The 13,823-nt window shown below is 65.6% G+C and carries 10 protein-coding genes and 4 pseudogenes; 8 read left to right on the top strand and 6 right to left on the bottom strand.

Features of this window, described 5'->3' with window-relative positions:
* Positions 1-7 precede the first annotated feature (7 nt).
* Positions 8-190 (top strand): annotated as a pseudogene (locus CTJ15_RS25190) (hypothetical protein); the annotation flags it as partial.
* A gap of 28 nt (positions 191-218) precedes the next feature.
* Here CTJ15_RS25190 and CTJ15_RS00365 read toward each other — a convergent pair.
* Positions 219-767, bottom strand: coding sequence for a transposase (locus tag CTJ15_RS00365; RefSeq protein ID WP_075822692.1), 549 nt, complete (start codon positions 765-767; stop codon positions 219-221).
* A gap of 516 nt (positions 768-1,283) precedes the next feature.
* On the opposite strand from CTJ15_RS00365, the gene CTJ15_RS00360 reads away from it, so the two are divergent.
* From CTJ15_RS00360 to CTJ15_RS00340, 5 genes are all read left to right on the top strand, one after another.
* Complete coding sequence (locus tag CTJ15_RS00360; RefSeq protein WP_075821761.1) at positions 1,284-2,306, top strand: TRAP transporter substrate-binding protein; 1,023 nt, start codon at positions 1,284-1,286, stop codon at positions 2,304-2,306.
* 116 nt (positions 2,307-2,422) lie between these two features.
* Positions 2,423-4,273: a TRAP transporter large permease subunit gene (locus CTJ15_RS00355; protein WP_226945890.1), complete on the top strand. Its 1,851-nt coding sequence runs from the start codon at positions 2,423-2,425 to the stop codon at positions 4,271-4,273.
* 1 nt (position 4,274) lies between these two features.
* Positions 4,275-5,330: a substrate-binding domain-containing protein gene (locus CTJ15_RS00350; protein WP_075821763.1), complete on the top strand. Its 1,056-nt coding sequence runs from the start codon at positions 4,275-4,277 to the stop codon at positions 5,328-5,330.
* Between the two features lie 6 nt (positions 5,331-5,336).
* On the top strand, positions 5,337-6,332 hold the full coding sequence (locus tag CTJ15_RS00345; RefSeq protein WP_075821764.1) for an NAD(P)-dependent oxidoreductase: 996 nt from the start codon (positions 5,337-5,339) through the stop codon (positions 6,330-6,332).
* Positions 6,332-7,153 (top strand): amidohydrolase, encoded by an 822-nt coding sequence (locus tag CTJ15_RS00340; protein ID WP_075821765.1) that lies wholly within the window; start codon positions 6,332-6,334, stop codon positions 7,151-7,153. Before CTJ15_RS00345 ends, CTJ15_RS00340 begins: the two co-directional genes overlap by 1 nt.
* Positions 7,154-7,290: 137 nt before the next feature.
* Here the strand turns inward: CTJ15_RS00340 and CTJ15_RS00335 are convergent.
* Positions 7,291-8,172 (bottom strand): annotated as a pseudogene (locus CTJ15_RS00335) (IS3 family transposase); the annotation flags it as partial.
* A 70-nt stretch (positions 8,173-8,242) separates the two neighbouring features.
* Between CTJ15_RS00335 and CTJ15_RS00330 the strand changes: the two are divergent.
* Complete coding sequence (locus CTJ15_RS00330) at positions 8,243-9,379, top strand: IS110 family transposase (RefSeq protein WP_075821766.1); 1,137 nt, start codon at positions 8,243-8,245, stop codon at positions 9,377-9,379.
* A gap of 290 nt (positions 9,380-9,669) precedes the next feature.
* Here the strand turns inward: CTJ15_RS00330 and CTJ15_RS00325 are convergent.
* Positions 9,670-9,945 (bottom strand): annotated as a pseudogene (locus CTJ15_RS00325) (transposase); the annotation flags it as partial.
* 68 nt (positions 9,946-10,013) lie between these two features.
* On the opposite strand from CTJ15_RS00325, the pseudogene CTJ15_RS00320 reads away from it, so the two are divergent.
* Positions 10,014-10,436, top strand: a pseudogene (locus tag CTJ15_RS00320) (transposase); the annotation flags it as partial.
* Positions 10,437-10,502: 66 nt separating this feature from the next.
* On the opposite strand, the gene CTJ15_RS00315 reads toward CTJ15_RS00320, so the two are convergent.
* The 3 genes from CTJ15_RS00315 to CTJ15_RS00305 are packed head-to-tail and all read right to left on the bottom strand — an operon-like array spanning position 10,503 to position 13,805.
* Positions 10,503-11,207 carry an ABC transporter ATP-binding protein gene (locus CTJ15_RS00315; protein ID WP_037252161.1) on the bottom strand — a complete coding sequence of 235 codons (705 nt, stop codon included), beginning with the start codon at positions 11,205-11,207 and terminating at the stop codon, positions 10,503-10,505.
* A gap of 1 nt (position 11,208) precedes the next feature.
* On the bottom strand, positions 11,209-11,967 hold the full coding sequence (locus CTJ15_RS00310; protein WP_026033570.1) for an ABC transporter ATP-binding protein: 759 nt from the start codon (positions 11,965-11,967) through the stop codon (positions 11,209-11,211).
* Positions 11,964-13,805, bottom strand: coding sequence for an ABC transporter permease (locus CTJ15_RS00305; protein ID WP_075821767.1), 1,842 nt, complete (start codon positions 13,803-13,805; stop codon positions 11,964-11,966). The genes CTJ15_RS00310 and CTJ15_RS00305 overlap by 4 nt, the downstream gene beginning before the upstream one ends.
* Positions 13,806-13,823: the final 18 nt, after the last annotated feature.

Genomic DNA, 13,823 nt, shown 5'->3' with positions numbered 1-13,823 from the left:
TTAGGCCCTGGCGGAGCTGGGGCGCAAGGTCCTCTGGCTGGCGACATGGACCATCCATCACGCCAACCATCTCCGCCCGAACACGGACGGGCTGAAGGTCGGCGGCCACCAGGCCTTCTCCGCCTCCATGGCGACGATCCTGACCACGCTCTACCTGGCGGTCCTCCGGCCAGAGGACAGGGTGGTGGTTAACAGTGCCTTTTGCTCTGTTGAAACGCTCATGCGGCCTCGGCGAGAAGCATGAGGTTGTGGGTGAGGACGCGGAGGACGAGTTCGCGGTTCTGGGATGCGGTGTTGCGGGCGGTGAGGGCTGAGCCGAGGCGTCGCTTGTGCTGGCTGAACCCGCTCTCGACATGCCAGCGCTGGTGGTAGAGGGGCTTGGGAAAGCGGTATCGCATGGCACGTCGGTACGGGGTCTTGGGCCAACGGCGCCCTGTGTTGCGGCGGTTGAGGCGGATCACCGTCTGCCGGACGCCGAGGTCGTCGCGGCAGAGACGGTGGTTGTGCTCGGCGTCGTAGCCGGCGTCACCGAGGGCGGTGTCGATCGCGACCCGTTCCGCAGCTTGGCGCATGGCCGGGGTGAAGTCCGGTGATTCCTGGCTCGGGCCGAGGCCCGGCACGGCGCCGAGCAGGAGGTGCGAGCCGGTATGGAGCACGACGGTCAGCTTCGGCCAGGCCCGCTGGCGGTGTCCCTTGCCCTTGGACCGGCGCTGGCCGAAGTGGGCGCTGACGTGACGGGTTTCGAGCCCGGTCGCGTCCACGGCCACGACCGGTGCGGTGTCGATCAGGCCGCGGCTCGGGCACGCCGGACCATGGCAGTCTGGACGCCAATGAAAGCCCCCCGGCCTCGGCGTCTGCCAGGATGCGGCGCGAGGCGTGGGCCAGGGTCGAATAGTGCGGCACCTTGGCCAGTCCGAGGGTGCGTCGCAACTCCGACCACTCGGCGACCAGGGCCATCACGCCCCGGTAGTCCACCCGCAGGAACTGCCGGAGCACCAGCAGCGCGAAGAGCTGCGGCTGGGTGTAGTCCTTGCGCGAGTACGGGCTGGCGTACTCCGGCAGCGCCGCTCGGCCCGCTACCAGCGCCTCCCGTGCCACCCGCACCGCCGACTTTGACATCCGCCTCATCACCTCCTCCCGGCCCACGCCGAAAGCCATCCCAACCCCTCACAGCTCCATAGGGTTTCAACAAAGCAACGTTCACTCCAAAAAACTATTGATGGCCGTTCCGTTTGGTGCAACGTTTAACGGAATAAGTTAAACGTTTAATAAGGGAGGAACATATGTCCGGTACTTCAACCCGCCGTGGCATTCTGGCTGCCGCCACCGCCGGTGCGACACTCGGGATCCCATTCCTGGCGCGTGCCCAGTCGCCTATCGCCCTTCGCGTGTCCTCCGCGATGCCCGCTGACCGGAACGCCGCGCATTTCGCGTGGTTCGAGCACTTCAGGACCAAGCTGCAGGACGTCGCGGGCCCACGCATCCGCCTGGACTATTTCCCCAACGGTCAGCTCGGCAAGGAGTCCGATGTGGTCCAGCAGGTTGCCATCGGGTCCGTCGACATGATGATCATCGGTTCCTCCATCTGGGCCACCGCAGTGCCGGAGCTGGGAATGCTGGATCTCGGCTACCTGATCGACAGCTATTCCCATGGCGAGAAGTTGCTCGACGCCGGCCTGGGCGATGCCTTCGGAAAGATGCTGCTGGAGCGCAAGGGCGTGATGGCGCTGGGCTGGGGCTTCCACTTCGGAGCGCGCTGCGTCTACACCCGGGCGCCGGTTCATAACTTGGCCGATCTGCATGCGGTAAAGCTGCGCGTTCTACCGGCACCGGCCTTCATCGAGACCTTCAAGCTCATGGGTGCAGTGCCAGCGCCGATCCCCTTCAACGAACTCTATACCGCCTTGCAGAGCGGGGTGGTCGATGGCTTCGAGCATGATGCCGCGAGTGTCATCGCCAACCGGCTCTACGAAGTCACCAAGCAATGCTTCATGACCGAGCATCTGTTCAGCCCGATGCTGTCTGTCATCGGCCGGCGTGGCCTCTCCAAGATCCCCGCAGACCTCAAGCCCGTCTTCCTCCAGGCTGCGGCTGAGGCGACTCAAAGCCAGCGACAGGATGTCCCGCCGCGTTCCGCCGAGGCGCTGGAACAGCTCCGGCAACTGGGCATCGCCTTCTCGCCGATGCCCCCGACGGAAAGGGCGGAGATCAAGCGGCAGATGAGCGAGCAACTCTATGCTCCTTTCGCGCGGAACTATCCAGCCACGAAGCCTCTCTTCGAGATCGCCGCCAACGTCTCGGCCTGATCCGTGATGCAAGCCCGGCAATATCCGGGAGACGAGAGCGTCGCGCCGGGCTCCAGGAAGCCCGGCTTTCGCGGGAGCAAGCGTCCATGAGCGCGATTGCCACAGATTCGCCAGGCATGACCTATACAGGCTTCCGGGGCTTCGGCTCCCTCCTGCGTGCCGTTCTGGCCGTGTTGGAACACTTGGCGGGACTCACATTGGCCGCCAACGTCCTGGTGGTCTTCCTTTCGGTCATCTACCGCTATTTCCTGCATGATCCCCTGGATTGGGCGGAGGAAGTGGCCCGCGCCCTGATGGTCGTGCTGGTTTTCTTCGGCGCGGCCACGGTGCTGGGGCGGGGCAGGCATGCCGGGATCGATGTATTTCGCGAAATGTTCCCACCCGCGTGGCGCATCTGCATGACGCAGATCTGCTGCTGGATCGTGGTAGCCGTCGCCGTGGCCCTCTTCATCACGGCCTGCGGTCTCTTCATCGAGACGGAAGGGCAGGTCACGCCGCTCGGCCTGCCGCACTGGATCAACATCCTTCCCGTCATCATCGGCAGCTTCTTCATCGTTGCCTTCGGTCTGGCCAATGCGCTGGAAGGCCCGCCCCGGCAGGTCTGGCTGACCTTTGCTGCAGGTCTTGCCGTCGCCGGCGGGGTCTGGGCCTGGAACACTCTCCTGCCCGAGATGGCGCTGTCGCCCTTGTCGCTGCTGGTCGTCTCTGCCATGGGAAGCGTGGTCATCGGTGTTCCCATCGCCTTCGCGCTGGCCTTCAGTGCTCTGCTTTACTTCCTGGCCGATCCCTCGCTGCCGATGGTCGTCTACGCGCAGCAACTCGCGGCAGGCGCCGACCACTTCGTGCTCCTGGCCATCCCGTTCTTCGTGCTGGCCGGCCTGACCATGGAGGCCAACGGCATGTCGACCCGCCTGATCGAACTCCTGCTGCGGCTCATGGGGCGGATGCGTGGGGGCCTCAACCTGATCAGCATCGTCGCCACCGCGCTTTTCTCGGGTATCTCAGGCTCCAAGCTCGCGGACATCGCCGCGGTGAGCGGGATCATCATGCCGGCGGTCCGGCGCACACGGCAGGATCCGAACGACGCTGCGGGGCTCCTGGCCTGCACCGCGGTAATGGCGGAAACCATTCCGCCCTGCGTCAACCTCATCATCTTCGCCTTCGTGGCCAATATCTCCGTCGGCGGCCTGTTCATGGCAGGCATCGTTCCTGCGGCCCTACTGGCGCTCTGCCTTTCGACCGTGGCCATCGTCTACGGGCGCCGGATCGATACGCGCGAAGCCTTCCCTGTCCGCCGCAGCTTGCCGCGTCTGATCGGCGGCTCGCTCGTCGCTCTGGTGATGGTCATGATGATCGGGCGCGGCGTCACCGCCGGGGTCGCGACATCCACGGAGATCTCTGCCTTCGCTGTGGTCTATGCGCTTATGGTCGGCGGCTTGGCCTTCCGGGAGCTGACGCTGCGTTCGGTGGTCAAGCTGCTGGTCAATGCGGCGTCGATGGCAGGGGGCATCCTGTTCATCATGTCCGCCGCCTCCGGCTTCGCCTTCGCCCTGACGATCGAGCAGATCCCCAGCGCGATGTCCGGTATGCTGGTGAGCTTCGGCCACACCCATGGTAGCCTCGCCTTCATGGTCCTGGCGACACTCCTGATGGTGGTCTTCGGCGCCGTCCTGGAGGGAGCACCCGCCCTTATTATCTTTGGTCCGCTGCTGACGCCGATCGCTGCGCAGCTCGGCATCAGCTCCTTGCATTTCGGCACGGTGATGGTCGTGGCCATGGGCTTCGGACTGTTCGCCCCACCGGTGGGCCTGGGCCTCTTCGCCACCTGTGCCATGACCGGCACCCGCATGCAGGATGTGGCACGGCCGATGGCCAAATACCTAGCGGTTCTGCTGTTCGGCATGGTTCTGCTGGTGCTTTTTCCGGCCATCAGCCTCTGGCTGCCGAACATGCTGGGCATGGGCTGAGATGGCGCTACCCGGCCCCACCATCGTGGATGTCGCCCGCCTGTCGGGCGTCTCCATAGCCACGGTCTCGAACCTCATCAACGGCCGGTCGGGCCGGATGCGGCCCGAGACGCGGGATCGGGTAGAGAAAGCCATCGCCGAGCTCGGCTTCCTGCCGAACCGAGCCGCGCAGAAGCTCAAGACCGGGCAGTCGCAGATGCTGGGCCTGCTCGTGCCCTCGATGTCGAATCCCAGCTACGCGGAACTGGCGCGGGAGATCGAGGAGGTGGCGCAGACGCGGTACAGCCAGCGCCTGATCGTGGCCAACACCTATCGTGACACCTCGCGGGAACGGCCTCTGCTGGAGGACCTTCTGTCGCATGGCGTTCGGGGAGCCATCATCATCTCCTCGCTGGCCGAGGCAGGGCATTTCGACGCCCTGATCCAGCGAGGCCTGATCGCCGTCAGCTATGACAGCCATACCCAGCCGGGGGTCCGGACAGGTATGGACCATGTCTCGGTAGACAATGCCGCGGCTGCGGCATTGGCTGTGAATCACCTGGCGGAGCAGGGACACCGCGCCCTGGCCTTTCTCGTTCCGGCCGGACGCACCTTCAGCCGCGCGGCCAAGCTAGACGGCTTCCGGCAGGCCGCTGGAACGGCGGGAGTTCAGGCGGTGGTGATAGAGAGGCGCAGCCCCTCCGCATTCGGCGACGCGGAACTGGCCGATCTGGGCCAGTCCCTGGCCGCCGAAGTCCTGGAGCATCCGGCGCGCCCGACGGGGCTGATTGCCGTGAACGACATGATGGCAATCGGATTGCTCGCTGGTCTGCACCGGCGGGGCGTGTCCGTTCCCGGCGATCTCTCGGTCGTCGGGATGGATGCGCTGCCTCTCACGGGACATACCATCCCAGCCCTGACCTCCGTTCGCTCTCCGTTGCCGGAGATGGCGGGTCTGATGGTGGACCGCATCATGCGGCGCATGGAGGACGCCTCCCTCCCGCCGGAGCAGTTCAGCTTTCCTCCTTCCCTCGTCCTTCGCGATTCCGTGGCGCCTCTCGTCACGGCAGGAGCCTGACCAGCCGTGCAGATTGCACTGACCCACACAGCCCATGACCGGGCCAACTACTATGGCGAAGAGGCACTGGCCGCGCTTCGTCACCTGGGCGACGTTCGCCTCAATCCTGAGGACCATCCGCTCCGGGCGGCAGAGCTGGTGGAGTTCGCGCGCGGCTGCGATGTCATCGTGTCCGACCGGCAGACAGCCGGGCAGCGTGAGGTCTTCGATGCACTGCCGGATCTCAAGGCATTCCTCCGTGTGGCCGTGGATATCCGCAATATCGATCTTGCCGCCGCCAGCCGGCAGGGCGTGTTGGTCTGCAACGCGTCGCCGGGCTTCACGGACTCGGTCGCGGAACTTGCGATCGGCTTCCTGGTAGATCTGGCGCGCGGTGTAAGCTGTGCCGTCCTGGACTACCGGGCGGAGCGTCCACCACGGATCCGCATGGGGCGGCAGCTTTCGGGAGCAAGCCTGGGAATTATCGGCTACGGCGTCATCGGCCGGCGGGTCGCGGAACTGGCGCGATCCCTCGGCATGCGGGTGTTCGTGACCGATCCGCGGCAGAAGGCCGAAGAGGGTATCGAGCAACTTGGGTTGATGGACCTGTTGCCCCGCTCTCGCTTTGTGCTGTGTCTGGCTGCCGCCACGCCGGAGACGGAGGGAATGATGGGAGGCGAGGCGTTCGCCACCATGCCGCGGGGAAGCTTCTTCCTCAATCTCTCTCGCGGCAACCTTGTGGATGAAGCCGCCCTCGAAGCCGCCCTGGAAAGCGGGCACCTCGCAGGCGCCGCGCTGGATGTGGGCCAGGCACCTGACCAGATGCCTTCGCCTCGGCTGGCACGGCGATCCGATGTCATCGCCACTCCACACATCGGAGGGCTGACGCCCGAGGCGGTACAACATCAGGCCTTCGACACGGTTCGGCAAGTCGAGGCCCTGATTGCGGGACGCATGCCGCAGGGCGCGGTCAATCCGGAGGCGGCGCACCGGCTGCTTCAACTCGGGCTGCGGGCCGCGTGATGGAAGCCCTGCCTCCCGCCGCCTGCGATTGCCATGTTCATGTCTTCGACCGGCGCTGGCCATTGGCCGGACCGATGCCCGATGCACCGGCCAGCCGCTACCACGCTCTGCAGCGGGCTCTCGGTCTAGAGCGGGCCGTGCTCGTGCAGGCCAACGGGTATGGCACTGACAACCGTGCCATGCTGGATGGGTTGCGGGAACTCGGACCGGGCCGGACACGCGGGATCGCCGTCACGGCGCCGGATGTCGCGGAGCGTGAGCTGAAGAAACTGGCGGAGGCTGGGGTCTGCGGTCTGCGCTTCCATATGCTTCCCGGCGGGTATATGCGCTGGGAGGATCTGGCGCCGCTCGCAGCGAGGATCGCTCCCATGGGATGGCATATCCAGCTTCAGCTCGATGGTCGTACCCTGCCGGAACATGCCCACCGCTTGCGGCACCTGCCTTGCCCGTTGGTCATCGACCATATCGGCAAGTTTCTTGAACCCGTGGAATTCTCCCACCCGGGCTTTCGGCTTCTGTGCAGGCTGGTGGAGGGTGGGCGATGCTGGGTGAAGCTCTCCGCGCCCTACGAGGTATCGCGCAGCGGCAGTCCCGACTACGCGGATATTGGAAAGCTTGCCGAAGCGCTGGTACGGCTGGCCCCTGAGCGTATGCTCTGGGCCAGCAACTGGCCGCATCCCTGGATATCAGAAGTGCCTGATGAGCGGGTGCTGCTGTCGCTGCTATGGAAATGGGCGCCAGAGCCAACGCAGAGGCGTATGATCCTGGTCGATAATCCTGCCCGGATCTATGGTTTCAAGGTTGAACGAGTTGATCCATAGGGCGCGATCTGCATTCGGAACGCGCCCCTCGTCCTCGAGAGGCTTGGATTAATAGCGCCTTTTGCTCTGTTGAAAGTGAGGTGGTCCCCAATCGCCGGACAGTTTGGCGGCTGTGATAAGCTCGGCTCTGATTTTCGTCAGGCCGCCAGTCTCTCCATTCCGGCTGTCCCATATGCCTCGTCAGGCGTGCGCCCGGCCAGGGCGGAATGGGGTCGTCCGGCGTTGTAGTAGCCAATCCACCTGGCGAGCCCGGCCCGAAGCTCCGAGCCGGTCTCGAAGGCGTGCAGGTAGACGCACTCGTATTTCAGGCTGCGCCAGAGCCGCTCGATGAAGACATTGTCCATCCAGCGTCCCCGTCCATCCATGGAGATGCGCACCCCAGCCCGTTGCAGCACGCCGGTGAACCGCGGCGAGGTGAACTGGCTACCCTGGTCGGTATTGAAGATTTCGGGCCGCCCGTGCCGGGCCAATGCTTCCTCCAGAGCTTCGAGGCAGAACTCGACATCCATGGTGTTCGACACCCGCCAGGCCAGCACCTTGCGGGTCGCCCAGTCCATCACCGCGACCAGGTAGAGGAAGCCCCGGCGCATCGGGATGTAGGTCAAATCGGCACACCAGACCTGGTTCGGGCGCCCGATCGCCAGATCCCGCAGCAGGTAGGGGAACACCCGGTGCTCAGGGTTCGGCACGGTCGTCCGCGGCCGCTGGTAGATCGGCGCCAAGCCCATCTTCGCCATCAGCCGCCGCACCCGCTTGCGGCCGACCACGTAGCCCTCGCGCCGGAGATGGCGCGCCATCTGCCGAGATCCGTACCAGGGCGTCTCCAGGAACTGCGCATCGATCAGCCGCATCAATTCCAGGTTCAGCGGCGTCTCTCCCTGGGGTCGGTGATAGAACCCGCAGCGGCTGATCGAGACCAACTCGCACTGGCGCAGGATCGAGAGCTGTGAGTGATCGGGCTCGATCATCTGCCGTCGTCGCTCCAGGCTCATCGTCCGGACGCCTTGGCCAAAAAGATCTTATGCGGGCCGGCTACCTGGTCTTTCCCATAGGATGGTCGGCATCACCGCCTGCCCAGGAGCGAGGCCCATGGTCAACAACCAGGAAAGCACAACCGTCCAGACCGTCTATGCCGCCATCGAGCTGAGCAAGACCAACTGGGTCGTCTCAATCGCGCTCCCGGATCGGGAGCGGCCTTCCCTGCACCGGATCGCAGGCGGCGACCTGCCTGGGTTGCTGGTCAGGCTGCGCAAGGCAGCCGGAGACATCTCGCGTGTTCTGGTCTGTTACGAGGCGGGCTATGATGGCTTCTGGCTGGCGCGGTCGCTGATTGGCCGTGGTATCGAATGCCGCGTGCTTGACCCCGCGAGTCTGCAGGTGAACAGGCGCCCTCGGCGCGTCAAGACGGACCGGATCGACGCGCTGACCCTGCTGCGCGCCCTCATCGCGCTCGACCGAGGGGAGCACCATGTCTGTGCTGTTGTCCGGATCCCCTCTTTGCAGGAGGAGGATGCACGCCGGTCGCATCGGGAACGTCTCCGCCTGGTGCGAGAGCGGACGGCGCACATCAACCGCATCAAGGGGCTGCTCTTCGGGCAGGGCATTCGAGGGGTCGAACCCGCGCGACGCCGCACCCGGATCGACTTCAATGCGCTGACCACGGCCGAGGGCTGTCCGTTGCCGGAGCGCTTGCGCCGGGAGCTTGAGCGGGAATACGTGCGGCTGGACCTGATCGAGAATCAGATCCGCGTCCTGGAGAAGGAACGCGACGAGGCTGATGCCCAGGATCCCGCGATCGAACGCAAGCGGCAAATGCTCTGCCGCCTGAAGGGCATCGGAGGCCTCAGCGCGGCTACCCTGGCACGTGAGGTCTTCAACCGTGCTTTTGCCAGTCGCCGGCACCTCGGCTCCTATCTGGGACTAACACCCAGTCCCTATGACAGCGGATCGGTCACGCGATGCCAAGGCATCTCCAAGGCCGGCAACAGTTGGGCCCGGCGTATCCTGATCGAGGTCGCCTGGAGCTGGCGGCAGTATCAGCCCGAGAGCCAGCTCTCGCGCTGGTATGCGACGAAGACGGCCGGGCAGTCTCCCCGGATCCGACGCATCATGCTGGTGGCAATGGCCCGCAAGCTCGCGGTGGCGTTGTGGCAATATGTCGAGACCGGGCTGATCCCCGAGGGTGTTCTGACCGGTCACGAGGACCTGGGCATGACCCCCGCATAGCGCCTCGAATCAGCTTCCAGAACTTCGGGTCCGGCGAGGACCCGGAGCGAGGGTTGCGGGTTCCGGGAACGGGATTGGCACAACGGGTGCCGACAAAAAGTGTGGGCTCGCATCTTCGATCGTCAGGCCGTGCATGCAGGATTGTGGCAAGCCGTCATGGAGCTGCCGGATATAAGTTGATGCGCAGGGCGCATGACTGCACGCTGATGACCGACCTCGCTCGAACCAGATCCGAAGCGGCCCCGCAGCTCGGGCGGCGGCGCGGTGTCGCTTGCCCTCTTGACGGGAGGTTCTTCATATAAATCCCGCTCCACCAGCAACTGCCCAATTTTCGCGTGCAGCTTCTCAACCTTCGCCTCGGAGGTCCTCGCGCTCTCCTCGGCCGCCGACTTGCCCGAGAACACCCCGGTCATGCCCTCCACGGCCTGCCGCTTCCACTCGCCCACCATCGTCTGATGGATGCCGTGCCTGGCCGCCAGCTGTGCCGTCGTCAGCTCACCCCGCAGCGCCTCCAGCGCCACCTTCGCCTTGAACTCCGCTGAATACCGCGTCCGCTTGCCCGTCATCCGGGTCCGTCCTTCTCGCAGGCGAACCGAGCTTAACTACCTGTCCGAGATCCGGGGACCACCTCATTGTGATCAGCAAATGCTGTAAGCGCCACCGGGCGACTGAATTCCTCGACTTCCTCAAGCAGATTGACGCGCAGGTGCCCCCCGACCTCGACATCCACATCGTCATGGATAATTACGCTACCCACAAAACCGCGTTGATCTGAGGATGGCTCGCTCGCCGACGGCACTACCACGTCCACTTCACACCGACGTCGGCCTCATGGATCAACCAAGTCGAGCGCTGGTTCGCCGAGCTGATACGCAAGCAGTTGCGCCGCGACGTGCACACCTCGACCAGCCAGCTCGAGCAGAACATCCGCTCTTTCATCGAGCGTCACAACGAGAACCCGAAACCTTACCGCTGGACCAAATCCGCCAAAGAGATACTCGCCTCGGTCAAGCGCTTCTGTCAGGCCACCGAGCGTAATCTATGCAGCGAACTTTAAATTCACATGACTAGACCAGATGTCCGTCTGAGGCGGGCCCCCCCCCGCCTCAGACGGACATCTGGTCTAAACGGCCAGGTAGTTCGTCCGTGCCTTGTCATCGGCCTTCAGCGCCTCCATGCTGCCGGACCAGACGACCTGACCCTTTTCCACCACTGTCGCGTTGTCGGCGACGCCACCGGCGAAGTGAAGGTTCTGCTCCGCCAGCAGGATCGTCAGCCCCTCGGACTTCAGCGCCAGAATGGCATTGGCCATCTGTTCCACGATCACGGGCGCCAGACCTTCGCTCGGCTCGTCCAGCAGCACGAGGCGAGGGTTGCCCATCAGCGTTCGGGCGATGGTGAGCATCTGCTGCTCGCCGCCGCTCATCCGGCCGCCGGGGCGGTCCTTCATGCGGCCGAGATTGGGGAACAGGTCGAAGAGGCGCTCGGGCGTCCAGGCCAGCATTGGCCCGCGCGCGGGCTGGCGGCCGACCTCCAGGTTCTCCATCACCGTGAGGTCCGCGAAGACGCGGCGATCCTCCGGCACGTAGCCAATGCCGCGGCGGGCGATGCGGTGCGGCTCCTCTCCTGCGATCTCCGTGCCGTCGAAGGTTACCCTGCCACTCGTCGGGCGCACGAGGCCGATGATGGACTTCATCGTCGTGCTCTTGCCGGCGCCATTGCGGCCCAGCAGCACGCGCACCTCGCCGGCGGCGATGGTGAAGCTCATGCCCTGCAGGATATGGGCGCGGCCGTAATGGGTGTTCAGCCCCTCCACGGTGAGCAGCATGTCAGTGTCCTCCGCTCGTCGCGCCGGTGCCGAGATAGATCTCGCGCACGGCGGGGTTAGCGCGGATGGAGGTGCCGTTGCCTTCCGCGATGAGCGTGCCGCGGTTCAGCACCAGGATCCGGTCTGACACGTCGAAGACCACGTCCATGTCGTGCTCGGTGAAGAGGACGGCGATACCGCGCTCGGTGGCAAGGCGGCGGGTGAGCTTCATCAGCCCGACGCGCTCCGCAGGGGCCATGCCGGCCGTGGGCTCGTCCATCAGCAGCAGGCGCGGCCCGTTGCCCAGGGCGATGGCAAGCTCCAACCTCTTGAGATCACCATAGGCGAGGACGCCGGTCGCACGGTCCGCCTGCGCCTCCAGACCGACCTGTGCGAGCAGCGCGTCGGCCTCGCCGGCATGGAGGCCGGAGACGGAGCGCCAGAAGTCCCAGATCTGTCGGTGGTGAGACAGCAGCGCCATCTGCACGTTCTCGCGCACCGTCATGGAGCCGAAGGTGGCGGTGATCTGGAAGGTGCGTCCGACGCCCGCGCGGGAGATGGCGCGGGGGGAAAGGCCGGTGATGGCCCGGCCATCCAGCAGGACGGAGCCCGCATCCGGCCGGAGCTGACCGCCGACCATGTTGAAGCAGGTCGACTTGCCGGCGCCGTTGGGACCGATCAGCGCCAGCATCTCGCCCGGGGTAACAGTGAAGGAGACATCGCTGACGGCCTGAACGCCACCGAAGGACTTGCCCAGCCCCTCGACCACAAGAATGCTCATGCCTCCCGACCCCGCAGCCAGAGGCGCCGGATGGCGCCCGCGATGCCCTCCGGGAAGGCGATGACGAGGAAGACGATGACGGCGCCGAGCACGAGGCGCCAGAGGTCCGTGGAACGCACGAGGATGTCGGCGAGGCCGGTATAGATGATGGCGCCGATGATCGGGCCGGCCATGGTCTGGAGGCCGCCGAGCAGCACCATGAGGAGTGCCTCCACCGAGTGGGAGATGGTGATGTAGGTCGGGAAGATGCTTCCCTTGCCGTAGGAGAAGAGTGCTCCGGCCAAGCCGCAGGCGCTGCCCGCGACGACGATGGCCGCGATACGCAACCCTGTCACATCCAGCCCGATGGAACGGGCGCGGGCGGTGGAATCCCGTGCGGCGCGCAACGCGTAGCCGTAGGGCGCATAGAGCGCACGGCGCAACAGGAGGGCGACGCCCACGGAGAGAACCAGGGCCAGCCAGTAGAAGGCGCGCGCATCCGCCGCCCAGGCCGGGCGCACGAGGCCGAGCAGGCCATTGTCACCGCCGGTGACATCCACCCATTGGAAGGCGATGGCCCAGACGATCTGCGCGAAGGCCAGGGTGAGCATGGAAAGATAGACACCCGACAGCCGCACGACGAACCATCCGAAGACCGCCGCCACGATCCCGGCCGCGACAGGCGCCGCCAGCAGGCCGACCGGCATGGGGGCGGAGAGCCACTGCAGCAGCAGCCCCGCCACATAGGCCCCGATGCCGAACCAAGCCGCGTGGCCGAAGCTGGCCATGCCGCCGGGGCCCATCATGAAATGGAGTGAAGTGGCAAAGAGGATGGCGACAAGGGCATCGGTGAGCACGATCAGCGTGTACTCGCCGACCAGGAAGGGAGCGGCGACCGCGACCAACAGGGCGGCGAGGCCCAGCAGCCGCAGTGCGGGTGGGGCAGGGCGCACCACCGGGGCAGCCACGATTGCCTCACGCGCCTCGGTCTGGGCACGGCCGAGCAGGCCATTGGGACGGAAGATCAGGACGACCGCCATGACGAGGAAGACAAGGACGAGCGTGATCTTCGGTACGAGCACGATCCCGAAGGCCTGCAGGATGCCGATCAGCAGGCTGGCGAGGAAGGCACCGCCGAGGCTGCCCAGGCCACCGACCACCACCACCACGAAAGCGTCCGTGATCACCGAAAGATCGATGCCGAGATTGGCCGAGGAATTCGGCAGGGACAGCGCCCCACCCAGCCCCGCCAGCCCGGCGCCGAGTGCGAAGACCGTGGTGAAAATGGTGCGCTGGTTCACGCCCAGCGCCGCCACCATGTCGCGGTCCAGCGTCGCGGCGCGCACCAGCGTGCCCCAGCGCGTACGGTTCATCAGGAGCCAGAGCAGGCCGAGGACGACGGGGCCGACCGCGATGAGGATGAGATCGTAGAAAGGAAAGCGGTTGTCCGCGATCTCCACGAAGCCGCGCATCCAGCGCGGGCGGGGCAGCGGGAGCTCCACCGGCCCCCAGAGCCGGAGCGTGACGTCCTGCAGCACGAGCACCACGCCGAAGGTGGCCAGCAGTTGGAAGAGTTCCGGCGCGCGGTAGATGCGGCGAAGCACGGTCAGTTCCAGCGCTGCGCCGATGGCGGCGGTGACGAGCGCCGTGGCGAGGACGCCGAGGATGAACCAGGTGGGATCCCTTGGCAGATGGGTCAGGATCGTCCAGCCGATATAGGCCCCGAGCATCGTCAGCGAGCCATGCGAGAAGTTCACGATCCGGGTGACGCCGAAGATGATCGTCAACCCGGACGCCACGAGGAAAAGCGACGAGGCTCCGGTGAGCCCGGTCAGCAGTTGGGGAAGGATACTGTCCATGGAGCGGCCGGAGACCCG

Origin of the sequence: Roseomonas sp. FDAARGOS_362 (genome assembly GCF_002754815.1) — a bacterium.
GTDB classification, from domain to species: Bacteria; Pseudomonadota; Alphaproteobacteria; order Acetobacterales; family Acetobacteraceae; genus Roseomonas; species Roseomonas mucosa.
This window is presented reverse-complemented; position numbering and strand designations above follow the sequence as displayed.